Origin of the sequence: Streptomyces sp. NBC_00461 (assembly GCF_036013935.1) — a bacterium.
Lineage (GTDB): Bacteria > Actinomycetota > Actinomycetes > Streptomycetales > Streptomycetaceae > Streptomyces.
In genome coordinates this window covers 5,255,320-5,274,196 of record NZ_CP107902.1, presented here as the reverse complement: position 1 = coordinate 5,274,196, position 18,877 = coordinate 5,255,320, and the positions used below count along the sequence as shown (strand labels likewise).

The 18,877-nt window shown below is 71.0% G+C and carries 20 protein-coding genes; 13 read left to right on the top strand and 7 right to left on the bottom strand.

Annotated features, from left to right (window positions below; all coding sequences use genetic code 11):
- The first annotated feature begins 15 nt into the window (after positions 1-15).
- On the top strand, positions 16-756 hold the full coding sequence (locus tag OG870_RS24690; protein ID WP_266518387.1) for an HAD family hydrolase: 741 nt from the start codon (positions 16-18) through the stop codon (positions 754-756).
- Here the strand turns inward: OG870_RS24690 and OG870_RS24685 are convergent.
- The gene (locus OG870_RS24685; RefSeq protein WP_266582857.1) at positions 716-1,645 is read right to left on the bottom strand and encodes a ScbA/BarX family gamma-butyrolactone biosynthesis protein; all 930 of its coding nucleotides are present in this window, start codon (positions 1,643-1,645) and stop codon (positions 716-718) included. The genes OG870_RS24690 and OG870_RS24685 overlap by 41 nt on opposite strands.
- Positions 1,646-1,761: 116 nt before the next feature.
- Here OG870_RS24685 and OG870_RS24680 point away from each other — a divergent pair, with 116 nt between their 5' ends.
- Positions 1,762-2,448: a ScbR family autoregulator-binding transcription factor gene (locus tag OG870_RS24680; protein WP_266839211.1), complete on the top strand. Its 687-nt coding sequence runs from the start codon at positions 1,762-1,764 to the stop codon at positions 2,446-2,448.
- Complete coding sequence (locus tag OG870_RS24675) at positions 2,445-3,170, top strand: HAD family hydrolase (RefSeq protein ID WP_266925522.1); 726 nt, start codon at positions 2,445-2,447, stop codon at positions 3,168-3,170. The genes OG870_RS24680 and OG870_RS24675 overlap by 4 nt, the downstream gene beginning before the upstream one ends.
- Positions 3,171-3,258: 88 nt before the next feature.
- Here OG870_RS24675 and OG870_RS24670 read toward each other — a convergent pair whose 3' ends face one another.
- The gene (locus OG870_RS24670) at positions 3,259-4,029 is read right to left on the bottom strand and encodes an SDR family NAD(P)-dependent oxidoreductase (protein ID WP_266518379.1); all 771 of its coding nucleotides are present in this window, start codon (positions 4,027-4,029) and stop codon (positions 3,259-3,261) included.
- Positions 4,030-4,210: 181 nt separating this feature from the next.
- Here OG870_RS24670 and OG870_RS24665 point away from each other — a divergent pair, with 181 nt between their 5' ends.
- The 3 genes from OG870_RS24665 (at position 4,211) to OG870_RS24655 (ending at position 7,339) form a co-directional block, all read left to right on the top strand.
- Complete coding sequence (locus OG870_RS24665; protein ID WP_266518377.1) at positions 4,211-4,807, top strand: TetR family transcriptional regulator; 597 nt, start codon at positions 4,211-4,213, stop codon at positions 4,805-4,807.
- A 227-nt stretch (positions 4,808-5,034) separates the two neighbouring features.
- A complete protein-coding gene (locus OG870_RS24660; RefSeq protein WP_266582861.1) occupies positions 5,035-6,387 on the top strand; it encodes an IS701 family transposase in 1,353 nt (450 codons plus the stop codon).
- Between the two features lie 145 nt (positions 6,388-6,532).
- Positions 6,533-7,339 carry an AfsR/SARP family transcriptional regulator gene (locus OG870_RS24655; RefSeq protein ID WP_327691442.1) on the top strand — a complete coding sequence of 269 codons (807 nt, stop codon included), beginning with the start codon at positions 6,533-6,535 and terminating at the stop codon, positions 7,337-7,339.
- A 177-nt stretch (positions 7,340-7,516) separates the two neighbouring features.
- Here OG870_RS24655 and OG870_RS24650 read toward each other — a convergent pair whose 3' ends face one another.
- On the bottom strand, positions 7,517-8,461 hold the full coding sequence (locus OG870_RS24650) for a LysR family transcriptional regulator (protein WP_266518372.1): 945 nt from the start codon (positions 8,459-8,461) through the stop codon (positions 7,517-7,519).
- Between the two features lie 141 nt (positions 8,462-8,602).
- Between OG870_RS24650 and OG870_RS24645 the strand changes: the two genes are divergently transcribed.
- Together OG870_RS24645 and OG870_RS24640 are read left to right on the top strand one after the other, a co-directional pair.
- Positions 8,603-10,072 (top strand): MFS transporter, encoded by a 1,470-nt coding sequence (locus tag OG870_RS24645; protein WP_266518370.1) that lies wholly within the window; start codon positions 8,603-8,605, stop codon positions 10,070-10,072.
- A 122-nt stretch (positions 10,073-10,194) separates the two neighbouring features.
- Positions 10,195-11,022 (top strand): MBL fold metallo-hydrolase, encoded by an 828-nt coding sequence (locus OG870_RS24640; RefSeq protein ID WP_266518368.1) that lies wholly within the window; start codon positions 10,195-10,197, stop codon positions 11,020-11,022.
- A 325-nt stretch (positions 11,023-11,347) separates the two neighbouring features.
- Here OG870_RS24640 and OG870_RS24635 read toward each other — a convergent pair whose 3' ends face one another.
- Complete coding sequence (locus tag OG870_RS24635) at positions 11,348-11,932, bottom strand: TerD family protein (protein ID WP_266518367.1); 585 nt, start codon at positions 11,930-11,932, stop codon at positions 11,348-11,350.
- Between the two features lie 154 nt (positions 11,933-12,086).
- Positions 12,087-13,337, bottom strand: coding sequence for a serine hydrolase domain-containing protein (locus tag OG870_RS24630; RefSeq protein ID WP_266582865.1), 1,251 nt, complete (start codon positions 13,335-13,337; stop codon positions 12,087-12,089).
- Positions 13,338-13,713: 376 nt separating this feature from the next.
- On the opposite strand from OG870_RS24630, the gene OG870_RS24625 reads away from it, so the two are divergent.
- Complete coding sequence (locus tag OG870_RS24625; RefSeq protein WP_327691440.1) at positions 13,714-14,700, top strand: TolB family protein; 987 nt, start codon at positions 13,714-13,716, stop codon at positions 14,698-14,700.
- On the opposite strand, the gene OG870_RS24620 is transcribed toward OG870_RS24625, so the two are convergent.
- Positions 14,688-15,287 (bottom strand): hypothetical protein, encoded by a 600-nt coding sequence (locus OG870_RS24620; protein ID WP_266582867.1) that lies wholly within the window; start codon positions 15,285-15,287, stop codon positions 14,688-14,690. The genes OG870_RS24625 and OG870_RS24620 overlap by 13 nt on opposite strands.
- A gap of 264 nt (positions 15,288-15,551) precedes the next feature.
- Between OG870_RS24620 and OG870_RS24615 the strand changes: the two genes are divergently transcribed.
- The 4 genes from OG870_RS24615 to OG870_RS24600 are packed head-to-tail and all read left to right on the top strand — an operon-like array spanning position 15,552 to position 17,909.
- Positions 15,552-15,983: a DUF2690 domain-containing protein gene (locus OG870_RS24615; RefSeq protein WP_266582869.1), complete on the top strand. Its 432-nt coding sequence runs from the start codon at positions 15,552-15,554 to the stop codon at positions 15,981-15,983.
- Positions 15,983-16,429 (top strand): DUF2690 domain-containing protein, encoded by a 447-nt coding sequence (locus tag OG870_RS24610; RefSeq protein ID WP_266582871.1) that lies wholly within the window; start codon positions 15,983-15,985, stop codon positions 16,427-16,429. Before OG870_RS24615 ends, OG870_RS24610 begins: the two co-directional genes overlap by 1 nt.
- A gap of 35 nt (positions 16,430-16,464) precedes the next feature.
- Positions 16,465-16,842, top strand: a complete 378-nt coding sequence (locus OG870_RS24605; RefSeq protein ID WP_266582873.1) for a hypothetical protein — start codon at positions 16,465-16,467, stop codon at positions 16,840-16,842.
- On the top strand, positions 16,842-17,909 hold the full coding sequence (locus tag OG870_RS24600; RefSeq protein ID WP_266582875.1) for a peptidoglycan recognition protein family protein: 1,068 nt from the start codon (positions 16,842-16,844) through the stop codon (positions 17,907-17,909). Before OG870_RS24605 ends, OG870_RS24600 begins: the two co-directional genes overlap by 1 nt.
- 80 nt (positions 17,910-17,989) lie before the next feature.
- Here OG870_RS24600 and OG870_RS24595 read toward each other — a convergent pair whose 3' ends face one another.
- Positions 17,990-18,757: a D-Ala-D-Ala carboxypeptidase family metallohydrolase gene (locus OG870_RS24595; protein ID WP_266582877.1), complete on the bottom strand. Its 768-nt coding sequence runs from the start codon at positions 18,755-18,757 to the stop codon at positions 17,990-17,992.
- Positions 18,758-18,877 lie beyond the last annotated feature (120 nt).

The window sequence follows — 18,877 nt, the reverse complement described above, 5'->3', positions numbered from 1 at the left end:
GGAAGGCCGTACCCCATGACCGCTGTCCCCGGCTCACCGAACGCCCCCGTCGAGATCGCCTTCTTCGACGTCGACGAGACACTGATCAACGTCAAGAGCATGTTCCGCTTCCTGGAGTTCCACTACCGCGAACGCGGTCTGCCGCCGTCCGCCTACGAGGAGGCGGCAGGCACGCTGCGACGCAGGTCGGCGGCGGGTGTCTCACGGCTGGTCACCAACCGTGAGTACTACCGCCTGTACGCGGACCGCCCGCGCGAGGAGCTGTTCGCACACGGCCGCGCCTGGTTCGACGCGGAGCTGGCCACCGGCACGCTGCTGCATCAGCCGGTGGTGTCCGCCCTGCGCCGGCACCGGGAAAAGGGCGCGCTGACCGTGCTGGTGTCGGGCTCGTTCCGGCCGTGTCTGGAGCCGGTCGCGGAGCTGCTCGGCGCCGACGAGATCCTGTGCAGCGAGCCGGAGTACGTCGGCGGGTACTGCACGGGTCTGGTGGAGCGCCCGGTCATCGGCGTCGAGAAGGGCCGGCTGGCGCGCACGCTGATGCGGCGGCGCGCGGTGTCCCCGTCGCGCGCCGCCGCCTACGCCGATCACGCCTCCGACCTCGACCTCCTGCGCTCCGTGGGCCATCCCGTCGCCGTCGGCGACGACATGGTGCTCGGCGCCCATGTCGCCCGGGTGGGCGGAGGCACGCTGCCGGGGGTCGGCCGGGTGATGGACGTCAGCCGGTCTGCTCCTTCGCGACCGACACCAGTGCGGTGAAGCACAGCATGCCCTCCTGATGCATCGTCACCAGGAAACGCGCACGGCCGAGTTGATCGTCGGGCAGCTGCTGTGCGTCCACCCAGCAGGGGGAGTCGAGTTCGACGTAGCGGTGGAAGACGGTCTCCATCGCCTCGGCGACTCCGACCCGGGGGTGCCGCAGGGTGCGCACGGCCTGCTTGGCCGCCTCCAGCAGGAGGATGCCCGGGGCGTGGTCGCTGGGGTGGTCGAAGTACATCGGGTGGTGGGTGTCGACCCGCAGCTGCCAGCGGTCCGTCGCGTCGGTGGGTGAGAGCACCACGTCCCGGAACTCCTCGCCGGCGCCGGAGACCGGGGGCGGCAGCGGGCGGCTGCGGGCCAGCTCCAGCATGCGGTGGGCGTCGCCGCAGGAGCCGCGCAGCCGCTCGTAGATGGCGGGCGGCTGAATGGTGAACCGGGTGTGGGCGGTGGCCAGTTGCTCGCCGTCGCGCAGCACGGTGATGTTCAGGGACAGGGCCGAGACCCGGCCGCGGCGGCGGACCACGTCGTAGCAGCGGATGTGCAGATCGGGCCGGCCGCCGATGCCCGCCTCGCGCAGCGTCCTGAGGTTGAGCGCGTAGCGGTACTCGCTCCAGAGCAGACGGTGGCCGAACGGGACGTCGTAACCGGCGTGCGACAGCAGCGGAAAGGCCTGCCGAATCGTTTCCGTGAGCAGTACGGCGCCGTCCTCGCGGCGGTCCCCGGTGGCCAGGAGATCGCCGGTGTCCGTCCAGTCGGCCGCGACCAGGAACTCGTCCTCCGCCAGGCGCTTCAGGCCCGAGAGCAGTACCTGGCCTGCGTCGTGCTTGTGGACGAGGGCCTTCGCGACCCGGGCCGATCTCGAACCAGCAGCCGTCACCATCTCGTTCATGTGGAATCCCCCTGTTTTCCCGCATCGACATGCGCTGCTCCCACGAACTGGCGGAGCCGCACCACAGCCAGTAACATAGAGGACGTTCTTTTTCTTGTCGAGACCGGGGTGCAGCCATGGCACGAGCGAACACGAATCGCGCACTCAAGCAGGAGCGCGCGATTCAGACCCGAGAGCAGCTCTTGAAGGCGGCCGCGGAGGTCTTCGACGAGTACGGCTACGCCGGCGCCGGGATCAACAAGATCCTGCAGCGTGCGGGCGTGACGGCGGGGGCCCTGTACTTCCACTTCAAGGACAAGCAGAGCCTCGCGATGGAGGTGATGAACGCCCAGCGCAGCACCATCGAGCCGCATGTGCCCACGACCGGCCTGCAGCGCCTGGTGGACATCACCCTCATCTGGTCGCACTCGCTCCAGGCCGACCCGCTGCTGCGGGCCGGCGTCCGGCTCACCGGCGAGCAGGCCGCCTTCGGCCTGCAGGACGCCACGCCGTACACGGTCTGGGCCCGCAGCTTCGAGGACTGCCTCGAAGTGGCGCGCGCCCAGGGCGAGTTGCGGGAGCACGTGCGGATCGAGGAGCTGGCCGAGTTCGTCGTCGGCGCGTGCACCGGCATGCAGGAGTACGCGCAAGTCGTCTCCAGGCGGGCCGACCTCCCCCGCCGCACGGTGAACATGTGGCGCCTGCTGCTGCCCAGCGTCGCCGCCGACCCGGCTCTCGACCGGATGGAGAACAGCGAGGAGCGCGCTCGGTCCCTTTGGACGTCCGTGAGCGCGCCCGGCCAAGGGGAGGGAACCCGATCATGACCAACCGACTCCACACGTTGAGACTGGCGGCCGTCAACATCGACGGCGTCCTGCTCAACGACACCTTCAGCCCGCTCATCCACCGGTTCGTCACCCGCCGCGGCGGCGTCTACTCGGCCGATGTCGAGCGCCGCGTCTTCTCGCAGCGGCAGGCCGACGCCGGCCGCGCCATGGCGGCCGCGGTGCCGCAGGCGCTGACCGGCGAGGAGGCCCTGGCCGCCTACTTCGAGGAGCGTGCCGCCTACCTCGCCGACCACCCCGTGGAGGTCACCGAGGGAACCGGGGCACTGCTGCGGCGACTGCGCGCCGCCGGGCTCGACGTGGTCTGCTACGGCGGTCTGGCCAAGTCCCACTTCGACGAGCATCTCGGGGCGTATGCCGGGCTGTTCACCCCTCCCTCCTACATCTGCACCAACGACGTGCGCCCCGGACTGCGGGAGATCACCGCGCACTTCGGGCTGGAGCACGGGCAGGTGCTCTTCATCGACGACGTGGCCCGGGTCGCCGAGGCGGCGAGGGCCCTCGGGGCACCGTTCATCGGCCGACCCAGCCGGTTCGAGCACAGCCACCAGGCCGAGCTGATGCGTCAGGCCGGGGCACGCCATCTGGTGGACGGACTGGACGAGATCGACGACACGCTGCTGCGCACGGTGGACGAGGAGGCGACGGACGGCACGTTGTGGCCGACGGGGGCCGACGAACCGGTGCCGACGGCCCGTTAGGGCCCTCTCGTTCCCTGGGCCGTCCGGACGCCGCTGGTGGAAGCGGCCACGGGCGGCCCATCGGCCGCCCGGACAGTCGTACGACATCTCAGACGGCCAGCGTGCCGCCGTCGACCGGGACCGTCGCGCCGGTCACGAAGGACGACGCACCACTGCACAGCCACAGCGCCGCCTGCGCCACCTCGACCGGGGCGGCGAACCGCTTCTGGACGGCACGCGCGAAGAACGCCTGCTCCACGCCCGGCATCTGCTCGACGACCGACTCCATCATCTCGGTGAACGTGCTGCCCACGGCCAGGGCGTTGACCCGGATGCCCCGGTCCCCGTACGAGGCCGCCGCGGCCTTGGTGAGGCCGATCACCGCGTGCTTCGCGGCCACGTAGGGCGCGCCCACGCCGGTGGCGATGAGGCCGGCCACGCTCGCGGTGTTGACGATCGTGCCGCCACCGGTGCCGAGCATGGCGCGGATCTGGTGGCGCATGCAGTTCCACACGCCCCGGACGTTGACGTCCATGACGGTGTCGTAGTCGTCGTCCGACATCTCGTGCAGATCGACGCCGAGCGTCGCGTGGCCGGCGTTGTTGAAGGCGGCGTCGAGGCGGCCGAAGCGCTCCACCGCGGTGTCCACGACCCGTTCGACGTCCTCGCCACGGCGTATGTCGCCGGTGACATACGCCGCCCGGCCGCCCTTGGCCTCGATCTCCTCGGCCACCGAGGCGAGTTGCTCCTGGCGGCGTGCCGTGAGCACGACGGCCGCGCCGTGCTCGGCGAAGAGACGTGCCGCCGCCGCGCCGATGCCCGACGAAGCTCCGGTGATCATGACTACACGGTCGCTCATTACGCACGCTTGTTCGATCATGACGGCCAGTCAAACAGGCACCTGGCAGACCGTCAGCCGGATTGGGCAGTCGTTACCGGCCAACCTGCCAAGAACGTTCCGAGCTGCTCGTTTTCCGGATCTCTTGGGAATTTCTTGACCTATGGTGGTGCCGTCGCGGGCCGACCGCGGCGCACGGGGGCGGGAGGAGGTGCGAGCACACGTGGCGCGACAGGAGAGGGCCGAGCAGACCCGTCAGCGGATCGTCAGGGCCGCGGCCGCCGAATTCGCCGAGCACGGCTACGACGGCACCTCCCTGCACCGGATCGTCAGATCGGCCGGTGTCACCATGGGCGCACTGACCTTCCACTTCCCCAGCAAGTCGGCCCTGGCCGACGCCGTCCAGGAAGCGGGCACGACCGCCACCCGCGAGGTGATGCTCGACACCGCCCCCGCACCGGGACTGCGGGGCGTACTCGACGAGGTGCTGACACTGGCCGACGCCCTGCGCACCACGCAGAGCATCCGTGCGGCCGCCCGGCTCACCCGCGAGGGGCACGCCGCCGACCACGGCTGGTACGACTCCTGGGCCCCCGGCCTGCGCGAGGCGCTGGAGCGGGCCTGGCGCGAGGAGCGCCTGGACGGCGGGCTGACCCCGCTGGCGGCCGCCTCCCTGCTCTCCCACGTCCTGCTCGGCGTCGAAGCCGCCGCCACCGCCCCGGACGCGGTGCGCACGATCACCGGCGACGGTCCCGAGGAGGGCCTGACCCAGGCCCTGAAGGCGCTGGGCACCCTTCTCGCCCCCAACGACCCTCACTGAATGCGCAGTTCCGCACACGTGCCGTATCGCTCGATCGACACGCTCCACGCGTAGTACGGAATTTTCCGTGCCCGGTCCACCGCCGGGCGCGCCACTCGCGCCGCAGCTCAGAGCCGCTGAGTGCATCGCCGCACGACCCTCCTCATCGCCGCCTTCCCGGCGCTCGGCCTAGAAACATAGAGAATGTTCTGTATATTTGCGGCTGACCGGGAGAGAGGAGTCCGTCCATGCATCCGGCCACAGAGCACGTCCCGCCGGCCCAGCGGCTCTTCGCCCATCTGCCGCGGGCCGACCAACGGCGTTGGGCCGGCGTCTACTTGAAGGGACTTCTGGCCACCCAGGGCAAGAAGTCGCTGCGGCGCATAGCGGCCTCGGTGACGCCGTCCCCGACGGCGGCCCAGTCGCTGCAGCAGTTCGTCAACGACAGCGCCTGGCGGTGGCGCCCGGTCCGCGCCGAGCTCGCCCGCTGGGTCGCCGAGCACACCGCCGCGCACGCCTGGACGCTGTCCCCCGTGGTCATCCCCAAGCGGGGCGAGCTGTCCGCCGGCGTCCACCGACGCTTCGTGCCCGCCTTCGGACGTACCGTCAACTGCCAGCTCGCCGTGGGCGCGTTCCTCTCCGGCGATCTCGGCGACCTCTCCGTGGACTGGCGGCTGTACCTGCCTCGCCGCTGGACCGAGGACGCCGCGCTGCGGCACCAGGCCCGCATCCCCGAGCCGACCGGTCATGCCACCGCGGCCGATCTGTGCCTCGCCCTCGCCGACCAACTGCCGCGGATCACACCCGAGATGCCGCCGGTGGTCGTCCACACCGACGGTCACATCGACGCCGTGGTCGTGATCGAGGGCCTTGGGGCCCGCGGTCTGGACTGGGTCGTGGGCGTGCCCGACAGCCTGCCCCTGTCGCTCGCCCCGGCCGCCGCGCCCCACCCGGCCGATACGGCAGCACTCCACGCAGCCCCGGAGCCGGCGGGCGCCCTGCTGCGGCGACACGCCCAGCCCGCCGTCACCGCCCCCCTCGCCCCCGGGCGGCCCCGGATCGGCACCGTACGGGTGCTGCTGCCGGCACTGAACCGCCCGGCCCTGCTGGTCGGCGTCTGGACCGGCGCACGCCCACAGCCCGACCGGATCTGGCTGACCAACCTGCCCCCGGCGTGGCGCGCCCTGACCCCGGGGCGTGTTGCGAAAGTCCCTCCCCCAGAGGGGGTGCCCCCAGCCCCGCGACGCCCGGCACATGCTCTCGCCGCACCGGACACAGGCCCGAGTACGTCCGGTACGAGGGCTTGCACCCGGCATGCCGAGAACACGCTCCCCCACTCTCGGCGCAGCCCGAACGACGGGACCCCCATGCCGCCGCAGGGCCCGCCCTACGGGCGGACGACGGGACTTTCGCAACAGGCCCTGGCGGTCATCGGCTCCGCCACCGCCGCTCGGGTCGGGATCGCGGAGGCCGAACTGGGCCTGCACGACTTCGCGGGGCGGTCCTACCCCGGCTGGCACCGCCACGCCACGCTGGTCTCCATCGCCTCGGCGCATCGCAGGCTCGGGCACGAGGTGTGCCTGGCCCCGGGCGACAGCTGACCGCCGTATGCCGGTCGGCGACCGCCGATCGACGGCCCTTCCCCCCACAGCACCACGGGAACCCCGCAGCGACGCGGGGCTCCCGCCGATCCGTTCGCCCGTACACCGCTCGCCATCCGGTGACACCCAACCTTGAGGAGGGGCTGTGGAGTTCCGTGTCCTTGGACCGATCGACATCCGCGAGCAGGGGCGTGACGTCACCCCCCGCGCGCCCAAGCAGCGGCAGGTGCTCGCCCTGCTCATGGCGAAGGCCAACCACCGTGTGTCCGTGCCGGCGCTGCTGAGCGAGGTGTGGGACGGCGAGCCGCCCCGCACCGCCACCACCGCCCTGCAGACGTACATCGGGGCGATACGCAAGGCGCTGGCCGCCGGCACCGGCACCAGCGCCCGTGAGATCGCCGAACACCGGCTGGTCACCGACGGCAACGGCTACGTGCTGCGCCTGCGGCCCGACGAATGGGACCGTCCCCGCTTCGAGCAGCTGGTCCTCGATGCCCGTGGCCTGCTGCAGAGGCGCGAGGCGCACGCCGCCGCCGAGGTGCTCGGAGAAGCACTGGCCGTGTGGCGCGGGGCACCCTTCGGGAACGTCCGGCACGGCAGTCGGCTCACCGTGCAGGCGCGGGTGCTGAACGAGGCGCACCTCGCGGCCTGCGAGGTGCGGATCGATGCGCTGCTGCTGTGCAGACGCTTCCAGGAGGCGGTCGGGGAGGCCATCGCTCTGGTCGCCGAACACCCGTACCACGAGAACCTGCACACCCAGTTGATGCGGGCGCTCTACGCCTCGGGCCGCCGGGCCACCGCGCTGGAGGTCTACCAGTCCCTGCACCGCCGTATGACCGACGACCTCGGCATCCCCCCGTCCCCCTCCACCACGACGCTCCACCACGTGATGCTCCAGGACAACCCCGACCAGCGCTATCTCTCGGCTGCGGGCGCGGGGGCCCTGCGGTGACGCCGACGCCGCGCCGCCCCTAGGGTCGGTTGCGGAAAGTGGCGTCGTCGCCCGAAGGGCGGCCGCGCGGCGTCCGGCGCGTGCTCTGGGGGTCCCCCCGGCCCCAGCCGCGCGACGCCCGGCACGCACTCTCGCTGCACCAGCCCCTTCCAGCCGGCCCGATCCGCCGGACGGGCCCTAGTTGCCGGTGCCCTCGTCCGTCCACAGGCTCTCCACGGCCCGCGAAGGGCCGCCCGCCGCGCGTACCCGCTCCATGGCCACCTGGACGAAGGCCCGTAGCCGGGCCGTCTCGTGGCCGGTGGGCCAGACGAAGGCGTAGTCGATTCCCGGGGCGTCCGTGAGCGGCTTGAAGACCAGGCCGGGACGGCTGTAGTAGTGCGCGCCGGCGGCCGCCACCGGTGTGACGCCCTTGCCCGCGAGAACCAGGGAGAGCGCGTCCTCCCAGTGCGTCATGGCCTGCCCGTGCGGGATGGGCCGCCCCGACGGCGTCTGCCGCGGGAAGTGGTGGTCCAGCCAGTGCGTCGGCACGTTCCCGGCCACCGTCAGCAGCGTCGCCTCCGCCAGCTCCTCCACGCTCACCGACTCCCGCCGCGCGAACGGGTGCGCGGACGACATCAGCAGCACCCTCTGCTGCGACACCAGCACCGGACCCAGCGTCAGATCCGGCTCGGCCAGCGGAGGTTCGGTGACCTGGAGCTCGACGTCCCCCGCACGCAGGGGACCGTAGGGGTCCGAGATCTGCACCTGTCGTATCTGCACGTCCACACCCGGATAGCGACGCCCGAAGACCTCGGCGATGCTGTGCAGCAGATGGCCCGTGAACGCGCCGGAGAAACCGATCCGCAGCGAGCCGGTGATCCCCCGCCCGGCCGCCATGGCCCTGGCGACGGCCTCCTCGACCCCTCGCCACGCGGGCGCGAGATCGTCCCCGAGCTGTTCCCCGATGGGCGTGAGGGTGACCTGGCGGCTGGTGCGGTCGAACAACTTGGCACCGATACGGCGCTCCAGCCGGGCCACGGTCTGGCTGACCCTGCTCTGTGAGACACCCACGCGCTCCGCGGTCCGCCCGAAGTGCAGCTCTTCCGCGAGGGTCAGGAAAATCTCGATCTCCTGGCGTTCCATGACCGGTTCTCCCGCGCCCCTCACTTCCGCGACCTCGAACGATGAGCCCAGCGAATCGATCGTTGCACAGATCGTCCTTGTTGCGCAGGTCCCCCGATTCGAAGCTGGACATGCCAGCGAGATCACCAGGAAGGACCGCTCATGGCCGTCACCGAATCCTCACCTCCCGCCAACGCCACGCACAAGGTCGCCGCACCACCCGGGCCCGCCGCCGACGGCGTCCTCGGAGCACGCGAGTGGCTGGTGCTGATCACTCTGTGCTGCGCCACCTTCATGTGCGGCCTGGACTTCTCCATCGTCACCGTCGCCCTGCCCGACATCGGCACCGCTCTCGGCTTCTCCTCGGCCGGCACCCTGCAGTGGGTGGCCACCGCCAGCCTGCTGCCGTCGGCGAGCCTGCTGCCCCTGTTCGCCCGGGTCGCCGACCTGATCGGCCGCAAGCGGCTGTTCACCCTCGGCGTCGCCGTCTTCACCCTGTTCTCGCTCGGCGCCGCCCTCGCCAACAGCCCCGGCATGCTGATCGCCACCCGCATCGGCCAGGGCACCGCCGCCGCGATGATCGCCCCGTCCGCCATCGCCCTGATGACCGGCTACTTCCAGGAGGGCCCCAAGCGCGCCCGCGCCCTGGGCCTGAACGGCGCCGTCATGTCGCTGGGCTTCGTGTTCGGCGCCCTCGGCGGCGGTGTCATCACCAACGGCTTCAGCTGGCGCTGGACCATGGTCGCGCTGTGCGTGATGGGCGCCCTGGCGCTGGCCGGCGCGCTGGCCCTGCCGGCGATCCACGAGTCCGGTGCCGCCCGCCGGATGGACATCCCGGGCGCGATCCTGGCCACGCTCGGCCTGTTCGGCCTGGTCTACGGCATCTCCACCGGCGGTGACGAGGGCTGGACCCGTCCCGCGGCGCTCGGCCCGATCGTCGGCGGCCTGGTGATGCTGGCCGCGTTCCTGCTGGTCGAGCGGAGCCACCCGGAGCCGCTGGTGCCGCTGTCCGTGTTGAACCGGCCCTCCGTGAAGTGGTCGGGGCTGTTCGGTGTCATCACCTTCGGGATGTGCGCCGGTACGACCGTGCTGCTGAGCCTGTACATGCAGGACGTGCTGGGCTTCACCGCTCTTCAGGCGGGTCTGAGCTACCTCGGCGAGGGCGCGGCCGCGACCCTCGGCGGCATGTACGTCGCGAAGCTGCTCAGCCGATTCGGCGGGGTGAAGGTACTCACCGCGGGTCTGCTCATCCAGGGCGTCGGCACGGTCTCGATGTTCGCCCTGCCGCAGGACGTGAACCTGGCCGCCCTGCTCGTCACCTCCTCCGTCATGGGACTCGGCCACGTCTTCAGCGTCGTCTCCTTCATCACCGTGATGACGACGGGCGTGACCGAGGAGGACCAGGGCGTCGTCGGCGGTCTGTCGCAGCTGCCGCAGTATGTGGCCGCGATCGGTGTCTCGGGTCTGAGCGCGATCGCCGCGGCCCGCACGAGCGCCCTCTCGTCGGGTGCCACGCCGTCCCGCGCCGACATCCTGGGCGGGTTGCACGCGGGCATGGTCACGGCCGGTGTCGTCGCCCTCGCCGGTGCCCTGCTCGTCGGCGCCGTACTGCGCAAGCGGACCACGGCCTAAGCCGTCCCGTGTCCGGCACATACGGCACCGCCCGCCGGAACCGTCCGCGCCGTCCGCGTATCCGCGCCGTCCCCGTATCCGCGCCGCGCCGGGCGCCTTCGCCGCCCGCGAGGAGACCATCCGTGAACGACAGCCGACTGCGCAGGCCCTCGGCCGTGCGTACCCTGCGCGTGGGGGAGATCAGGGTCAGCTACGTGCCCGACGGGGCGATGCTGCTGAAGCCGGCCGGCAGTCTGCCCGCGACCGTCGACCGCCACTGGAGCAGGTACGGCGCCTATCTCAACGACACCCGCCGACTCGTCGCCAACACCGGCGGCCTGCTCGTCGAGCACGGCACCCGGGCGCTGCTGATCGACGCCGGGTTCGGCCCGCGCGCGGTACCGGAGGACCCCGACCACCCCGACCGGGGCGCGGTGCACGGCGGCTCGCTGCCCGGCAATCTGGCCCTGCTCGGGCGGTCGCCCAACGACATCGAGACGGTGGCCTTCACCCACCTCCACCCCGACCACACCGGCTGGGCCTGCGTCGACCCGCCCCTGTTCACCCGGGCCACCTTCGTCATCCCCAAGGCCGAATGGGATCACTGCGACCCCATGGTGGCGGCCCTCGAAGCCCGGACGCGTCTGGTGCTCGCCGGCGACGAGATCTTCCCCGGCGTCCACGCCGTGGCCCTGCCCGGCCACACCGCCGGTCACACAGGCTTCGTCATCGCCTCCCACGGCGTCCGCCTGCTCGCCTTCGGCGACGCCATGCTCTCCCCCCTGCAGATACGGCACCCCGAGTGGTCCGCCACCTCCGACGCCGACCCCGCCCGGTCGGAGCTCCATCGCCGCCGCCTGATCTCCGAACTCCTGCGCCCGGACACCCTCGGCTTCGGCATCCACTTCGCGGACGTGGTCTTCGGCCGGGTGCGGTCGCACGGTCGGAGAGCGGCCTGGCATCCGCTGTGACTCGTACGGCCCCACGAGTACACCGGGTGCGCATCTGCAAGCCGTCGTGTCGGCGACACCTCGCACCCGGAACTGCGGCGCCCTGAATGACCGGTCGGGGCCGCCCGCAGCGCTGGTGGCGTGGCGCGAGTCGCGGGCGGTGGACGATCCGGGCAAGCTGCCGCGGCACCGACGGACGGTCACGAGAGGGCGACGCCGGGGCCGCAAAATGGACTGCCACCACCGGAGCCCTCCTGTCGGCGACGCTCTCCGCCAACTCGGCCGTCACACTGCTACTCCTGCCGCACGCAGCGACACCGCTCTGACCTCGAACGCCGGCGTACTCCTACTTGCTGACAGCGAAGCGCATCAGGGCGTGCTCGTCACCCTGCTTGATCCTGCCCGTCGTGTTGATGACCTCAAGCTTCCAAGTGCCGCCGATCCGCACCGCCTTGGCCACGGCGCAGCCGTTGTCCTTCGTGAGCAGGCTCGGCCAGATGTCGGCGACCTGCTGAGCGCTGCCCCCGGTCGCGTCGTAGACCTTGAAGCTGATGTTGCGCGCCAGCTGGAAGGAACTGCCCTTCTTGTATGCGGCGGCGACGAACACGATCGCCGTGATGTTGGGCGGGATGCGGGCGAACTCGACGGTCACCGTCTCGTCGTCGCCGTCGCCGTGGCCGGTCTGGTTGTCGCCGCTGTGGACCAGCGAGCCGTTGCCCATGGGGTCGAGCGAGTCGAGACCCGCGAGGCGGACCGGGTCCCCGCCCTGCATGGCGATGGCGATCAGGTCGAGGTCGGTGCCCTTCTTGCGGCGAAGCTTGCCCATCACCCCGCCGCTGCTGCCGGCGGTGGGATCCCAGGAGACCCCGATGGACAGGTGGGTCACTCCGTCCAGGTCTGCCGGGCCGTCTTCCTTGGTGAGCGTGATCATGTATGGCTCGTCCTCGTCTCAAAGGGACTACAACACCGCAGAGTGTGCCCGGCGCCTTCGTGGTTCCAGGTGACGGGTCCCGGACAGCAACTCATGCACCCGGCTCACGCCGTCCGGAGCGGGCCGATCGCAGGCGAAATGCTCTTCGGAGGGGTCAGTTCGTGGCCGGGACCAAGGGGCCGAAGGAGGCGGCGGCGATCTGCTGGATGGAGCGCATCTCGGTGCCGTTGAGATTGGTCGGGTTGACCGAGTAGACGAGCTTGCGGGAGAGGTCGCGAGTGGCGAAGACGCCGCTGGTGTAGCCGGGGCGGGAGCCGGTCTTGCCCCAGACCACGACACCGTTGGATGCCGTCACCCTCATGATGCCCATGGTCATGCAGGCACGGCCGGCGTCGGCCTGGGTGCGGCACTGGCTGCTGTGGAAGCTGGGGACGTCCGGGACGGTGAACAGCTCGGCCTGCTGGGCCGGCGGGAGGAAACGGCCGCGGAAGAGAGCGGTCAGGAAACGGTCGAGGTCGGCGGGAGTGGAGATCATGCCGCCCTCGGCCCAGGGCCAGGGGCTCTGCTCCGTGACGTCCACCGGATGCGAGGTGCCGTCCGGGGAGGTGACCGTCAGGTAGCCGTGGGAGTGCGGGCCGGGCAGGCGCGGGTCGTCGGCGTCGGGGACCTGGGTGTCGTGCAGTCCGAGGGGCCGGGTGATGCGGGAGCGCACCTCGTGGGCGAAGGTGTGCCCGGTGATCTTCTCGACCAGGAGACCGGCGACGTAGTAGTTCATCCCGTTGTACTGCTGCGCGGTGCCCGGTGCGAACTGCATCGGCCGGCCTGCCATCAGGTCGATCACCTGCTGCGGTGTGAAGCTTTTGAGGCGGTTGGCGGCGAACCATTCGGGACTGCCGTCGCCGAAGTCGGGGTTGTCGGCGCCGCGCGGCAGGCCGCTGGTGTGGTTGAGCAACTGGCCGACCTCGACGGGCGGGAGGCCGGCGGGCAGGACCCCCGGCAGGTACTGCTGGACCGGCTTGTCCAGGTCGATGCGGTGCTCGGCGGCGAGCTGGAGAACGATGGTGGCGGTGAAGACCTTGGAAATACTGCCGATCCGGATGTGCGCGTCGGGCGGAACGCCCTGACCCGTCTCCAGGTCGCCCACGCCGGAGGTGCCCGACCAGTGGCCCGCGCGACCCGTGATCCGCAGCAGCGCGCCGGTGACGTCCGCGTCCGGCAGGCCACCGATGGCCGCCCGGAGCTTGGCCGGGTCGAGCGCGGGCAACGGCGCGCCGGACGCCGTGGCGGGCACGGGAGCCGGGGTGGCGGCGGAGGCGGGAGCGGCCATACCCGCGGCCAGGGCGACCAGCACGGCGCCGGACGCCGCCACGGCGGACCAACGGGGGCTGAGGGCAGAGAAGTTCACAGTGAGGCTCTCCAGGGTGGTGGCGGTGGGACCGGCGGTCGAACGGCCCGGCCAAGAGTCTCTTCCAGCCCGACAGCCCGGATCATCAGGGAACGCCCCTGAGCGAACCCTGACCGCGCCCCGACCGCGCCCCGACGCCGTGCCCCTACGGCGTGCCCCGACGGCTGATCTGGGGCGGGCCACGTTTCTTCATGTCATCCGACCCGTTATTGCACAATTGTGACGGTGAGCGCATGGCTCCGTCACCCTCTGTGGGAAGACTCCGTTGTACAGCGAAGGGCAGCAAGCCGAGCGGACCGGTTCCGGTTCCGGGGACGGCGGGCGGTTCCCGCGAAACTCTGGTCGCAGCGTCATTCACATCCCTGGGGGAACCTAAGTGTCCGCTCGTAACCGTCGGAGCGCCGCAGCCGTCTTCACCGCGGGTGCCGCCGCACTGCTCACCCTGTCCGGTACGGCCGCCGCCACCGCGATGGCCGCTCCGGCCGCCCCCTCCTTCGGCGCCCACGCCAGGGGCAGCGCCGCGATGGTCGCCGCGGCCGCGTCCGCCCACACGCTCACCGTGCCCAGGGGACTCACCATCAGCAACGGCACCCGCCACGTCGTGGTCAACGGCAAGTCGATCGACTTCGGCACCGCCGTCCGTGACCTGGCCTGGAACCCCAGCGGCAGCAAGGCCGCCTTCATCGACGGGCACGGCAACCTCGTCGTCTCCAACCCGGACGGCAGCCACCGCCTCACCGTCGCCGCCAACCCGGGCGGGCAGACCTGGTCCCACCCCACCTGGCAGGTGACCGCCGCCGACCGGGCGAACCAGGTCCCCGCGAAGAACAACCTCATCTTCTCGGCCAAGATCCACGGCAGCACCGTCCTGGAGGGCGTCAAGGCCACCAGCAACCACGGCAGGCCGGCCAGGATCAGCCTGAACGGCGACGGGGAGCACAACGTCCCCCAGACCAACAACACCTGGCCGAACGTCGGCGGCAGCTACGGCTCATCCGTCTACGAGAACACCCACACCGGCGAGGTCTACATCCGCGACGACTACCTGCGGCAGCAAGGCGGCGCGCTGACCAAGGGTTCCGAGCCCGCGCTCTCCCCCGACAACGAAGAGGTCGTCTTCGTCCGCTCCGTCCACGGACACGACCACCTCTTCGTCGAGGACTTCGGCGGCTCCACCAACGTCATCAAGGACGTCACTCCCCACGCCACCACCGACTGCACCGAGCCCACCTGGTCGCCCAACGGCAAGACCATCGCCTTCCGCGCCCCGAGCGGTACGTACACCATCACGAAGGGCGCCCACGGATTCGGCAGTCCCGTCAAGGTCTCCAAGCACACCGGCCTGCCCGCCTACCGCGGCTGACCGCCGTCCGACCGGCCGTCCAACCGGCCGCCGGAGCGGGCGAGTTCGGCCTGGAGCTCCGGCAGGTGCTGGTCGGCCGTGTCGTGCGGCAGATACTCGACCACATCGAGGAAACGGAACAGGACCTTGGTCTTGGTGACGGCGAACTCGTAGTCGCCGTACCCCACCACGGCACCCATATCACCGCGAACAGCGCCCCGGACGACATGCGCGGTCATGTCGTCCGGGCTTTGTGCTGTCAGCCCCCGCCGCGCGTTGGGGCGAGCCAGGTACGGGCAGACCATCGAGGCGTAGAGCATGCACGCGCGGTGCCCCGGAGCCTCCAGTGTCGCCGCCAGGTTGCGGTACGGCCGCCCGGCGGCAAGCGCCTCGCGGATCGCGGAACTCTCCGCGCCGCCGACCACCCGCCACACAGGCCCCCTGGGCATCAGGGTGTTGCAGACGGAACACAGACGCTGTCTCGCGCACTCCGTGCTTCGGCCGTAGTCGGTGAGCGCGAACTGGGGCTCGTCGCCCTCCCACGGCGTGATGGCGGGGACGGGATAGCCACGGCTGTCACGAGGTCTGGCCTCGACGGTCGCCGGCATGGGAACGGAGTCGAATCGCACACCTCATGGTCGGCCACCTGACCGCCCACCGCGACGGTTGATCAGGCATCAGCAGCCCGGGGCCGGATGCCAACGGATTCCCGGCCGACGGCACGGCCGTCTCTGGGACGTCCCCTGGACGCGGGACGGTTGTCGGGACGCGGGGCGGCGTTGGAGATTGAACGGGCTCGGCATCCGAGCCCGCCTCTCCAGCCGGCTACGGCTTTCTCTCTCCAACTCCCTCTGAAGACAACGGAGTTCCGCATGCCCTCCCTGCCCCGCCGTCTCGGCACGAGCGGCGCCGTCCTGGCGCTCGCCGTTTCCGGCCTGCTGTTCGGCACCGCCTCGCCCGCCTCCGCCGCGACCAGTTGCCTCGGGCCCGGCTGCAACGGCCTCAATCCCGCCAACACGGTCTGCGCGAACGACGCGAGAACGATCGACACCACCTGGAGCGGCGTCGAGCTGCGTTACAGCCCCACCTGCCGTGCGGCCTGGGCGCGACGCGTGGGCGGGATCAACGGCGCCACGGACACGATCTGGGCCGAGAACTCGAAGGGCCGCACGTACTCCGTGGACATCCCGAGCAACGCGTCGGGGACCTACTACACCGCGATGGTTGACGACAAGGACCTCTGGTCCCGGGCCTGCGACAACCTCGGCGACGACGGCGGCTACAACTGCACGGCCAAGTACTGATGGCCGCCGGCAGGAAACCGGCCGCCGGGCGCACCCTCACCCGGCGCCTCGCCCCGCTCGCTGCCTCACTGCTCCTCGCCGCGTCGGGAGTGGTCCTCGGAGCGGCCTCGCCCTCGTCCGCGGCCACCTGGTGCCGTACGGACCTGTGCGACGGCCTGGACCCCGCCGACACCGTCTGCCAGGACGACGCGAAGACCGTGCACACCACGTACACCGGCGTCGAACTGCGCTACAGCCCGTACTGCCGCACCGCCTGGGCCCGGGTGCAACACCCCGTGCCGTTCTTCAAGTACGAGGTCATGAACAACCGGTACTTCGGCTACTCCTTCATCCCCACCGGCACCTACTCCCAGTGGACGGCCATGATCCAGGACGCCGACCTCCAGTCCCACGCCTGCCAGTACGACGACCACGGCAACCACCCCATCTGCACTGACTGGTTCTGAGCAGACCGGTTCTGAAGCCACCCATGGAGCTGAACATGCGTTTCCGGCACAAGGCCGCCACCACGGCCGCCTCCCTCGCCGTCGCCCTCGCCTCGACGGCCGGCCTCATCGTCTCCGCGTCGCCCGCGCAGGCGTACACCTTCCAGAACTACAGCATCGACGCCAACTCCCGCCTGCGTAACGGGCCTTCCACCAGCAGCTCGTCCAGAGGGATCACCACCCAGTCGCTGGACTTCTGGATCTACTGCTACTCCCGCGGCACTTACGTGGACGACGGGCACTACCAGACGAACATCTGGTACAAGGGCAACGTCTACGACCCGGGCATCAAGACCCAGCACTACGACGTCTGGTCGTGGGGCGGCAACGTCAACACCCCCTCCGACCCGCCCGCCGGACTGGAGGCCTGCTGATGCCGATGCCCACGCCCCGCCGCCGTACGGTCCTCACCGGGGCGCTCACGATCGGCGCCGGCGCCCTGGCGGCTTCCGCGCTCGGCGCCGGGACCGCGCGAGCCGCGAGCGGTCCGACGATCGCCGGGACCGACACATGGGGCGCCCGGCCGCCCTCGAAGCCGCTCAACGTCATCGGCGGCGCCCCGGACAAGGTCATCGTCCACCACACCGCGACCGACAACGTCACCGACTACTCGCAGGCACACGCCTACGCGCTGGCCCGCGCGATGCAGACGTACCAGATGGACAGCGAGGGCTGGATCGACACCGGGCAGCACTTCACGATCAGCCGGGGCGGCTACATCACGGAGGGCCGCCACAGCAGCCTGTCCACGCTGCAGTCAGGCACGCAGCACGTGGAGTCGGCGCACTGCACGGCGCAGAACACGGTGGCGATCGGCATCGAGAACGAGGGCACGTACAGCACGGTCGACCCACTCGGCACGCAGTACACGGCGCTGGTGGACCTGATCACCCACATCTGCCGGCAGTACGGCCTGCGGGCCTACCAGGTGTACGGGCACCGGGACTTCAACAACACCGAATGCCCCGGCGACCGCCTCTACGCGCTCATCCCGCAGATCCGCAAGGACGTCGCCGCCCGTATCGGCGGCGACCCGACGGGCCCGGTCTGGCCGATGCTGTCCAACGGTGCCACCGGCGAGCGGGTACGGACGCTGCAGTACCTGCTCGTGCAGCGCGGGCTGTCGCTCACCGTCGACGGCTCCTACGGGCCGGCCACGCGGACCGCGGTCACCTCATTCCAGAACACCACGCACGCCGCCGCCGACGGCATCGCGGGCAACCAGACGTGGAACCAGGCGGTGGCGCCGCTCGCGAACGGCGCCTCGGGCAGCGCCGTGAAGGCGGTGCAGAGCCAGCTCACCGCGCACGGCATCGCCACCACGGTGGACGGCGCCTTCGGGCCGGGCACCGCGGCCGGTGTGACGTCCTTCCAGTCCGGGGCGGGCCTGCCCGCCAACGGCGTCGTGGACGTACGGACCTGGAGCCGCCTGGTGGCGTGACACGCATCGTCCGTCCCGCGCACATGAGGGTGCCCCCGCAGAGTCGGTTCTGCGGGGGCACCCTCATGTGTGGGGCGTGCCTACGCCACGCCGTCCTGCCACCACCAGAAGCCGGATCCGTAGCTGGAGTGCTCGACCCGGCTGTCCACGTGCTGCCAGGAAACGGTGTGCGTCTCCAGGCCCGAGAAGCCGCACGTCTCGGCGATCCGGTACACCTGCAGCGTGGAGTGACCGGAGACGGCGAGGTCGGCCGCCACCCCGTAGGTGTGCATCGAGTTGCCCGCACCGCCGATCGAGGAGTTGTACGCGGTGCTGCGGAAGCCGGAGTTGATGGTGACCGAGCTGTTGCCGGCCTTCTTGCGCAGCGCCTCCAGTTTGTACATGGTCCGCCGTACGTTCTCCTTCACCTCGCTCGCGCCGACGTTGCCGCCACCGAAGCCGGAGCCGTCGTGGCTGGTGAACTCCGAGAAGTCGAAGTGCGCGGTCGAACCGTCGGACTTCTCAAGGCTGTTGAGGACGGAGAAGGTCTGGGGCCCGGCGACGCCGTCCGCCGACAGGCCGTACGCCGACTGGAAGCGCCGCAGCGCCGCAGCCGTGCCCGCCCCGAACGAACCGTCGACGGCGACGTACGTCTGCGACGCGGAGTCCGCGGCCCAGCCCGCGACGCGGATCTGGAGTTCGGCGACGTCGTTGCCGGAGGAACCCTGCGAGAGGTTGCGGCCCCAGCCGTAGGCGGCGGCCGGGCCGGCCAGGCCGAGGTCCGCGACGACGGCGAGGCCGGCCGCGGTGGCCACGGCGCCGGCGCCTAGGCGGAAGAAGCCGCGGCGGTCGAGGGAGGAATAGGTCACGTGACGCTCCTGAACGAGAGGTGGGAAACCTCCATCAGCGTGGTCCGCGGGGCGGCGTCCCACCAGGGCTCACGGGATCCCAGAGACGTCTGGGACATCCCGTGACACACATCACCGCCA

Excerpts from the sequence above, each read along its gene's own strand:
- OG870_RS24680 (WP_266839211.1), top strand. The coding sequence starts at position 1,762 with ATGGCACGAGCGAACACGAATCGCGCACTCAAGCAGGAGCGCGCGATT.
- OG870_RS24635 (WP_266518367.1), bottom strand. The coding sequence starts at position 11,932 with ATGATCACGCTCACCAAGGAAGACGGCCCGGCAGACCTGGACGGAGTG.
- OG870_RS24650 (WP_266518372.1), bottom strand. The coding sequence starts at position 8,461 with ATGGAACGCCAGGAGATCGAGATTTTCCTGACCCTCGCGGAAGAGCTG.
- OG870_RS24685 (WP_266582857.1), bottom strand. The coding sequence starts at position 1,645 with ATGAACGAGATGGTGACGGCTGCTGGTTCGAGATCGGCCCGGGTCGCG.
- OG870_RS24620 (WP_266582867.1), bottom strand. The coding sequence starts at position 15,287 with ATGCCGGCGACCGTCGAGGCCAGACCTCGTGACAGCCGTGGCTATCCC.
- OG870_RS24600 (WP_266582875.1), top strand. The coding sequence starts at position 16,842 with ATGCCGATGCCCACGCCCCGCCGCCGTACGGTCCTCACCGGGGCGCTC.
- OG870_RS24645 (WP_266518370.1), top strand. The coding sequence starts at position 8,603 with ATGGCCGTCACCGAATCCTCACCTCCCGCCAACGCCACGCACAAGGTC.
- OG870_RS24660 (WP_266582861.1), top strand. The coding sequence starts at position 5,035 with ATGCATCCGGCCACAGAGCACGTCCCGCCGGCCCAGCGGCTCTTCGCC.
- OG870_RS24670 (WP_266518379.1), bottom strand. The coding sequence starts at position 4,029 with ATGATCGAACAAGCGTGCGTAATGAGCGACCGTGTAGTCATGATCACC.
- OG870_RS24605 (WP_266582873.1), top strand. The coding sequence starts at position 16,465 with ATGCGTTTCCGGCACAAGGCCGCCACCACGGCCGCCTCCCTCGCCGTC.
- OG870_RS24610 (WP_266582871.1), top strand. The coding sequence starts at position 15,983 with ATGGCCGCCGGCAGGAAACCGGCCGCCGGGCGCACCCTCACCCGGCGC.
- OG870_RS24615 (WP_266582869.1), top strand. The coding sequence starts at position 15,552 with ATGCCCTCCCTGCCCCGCCGTCTCGGCACGAGCGGCGCCGTCCTGGCG.
- OG870_RS24675 (WP_266925522.1), top strand. The coding sequence starts at position 2,445 with ATGACCAACCGACTCCACACGTTGAGACTGGCGGCCGTCAACATCGAC.
- OG870_RS24690 (WP_266518387.1), top strand. The coding sequence starts at position 16 with ATGACCGCTGTCCCCGGCTCACCGAACGCCCCCGTCGAGATCGCCTTC.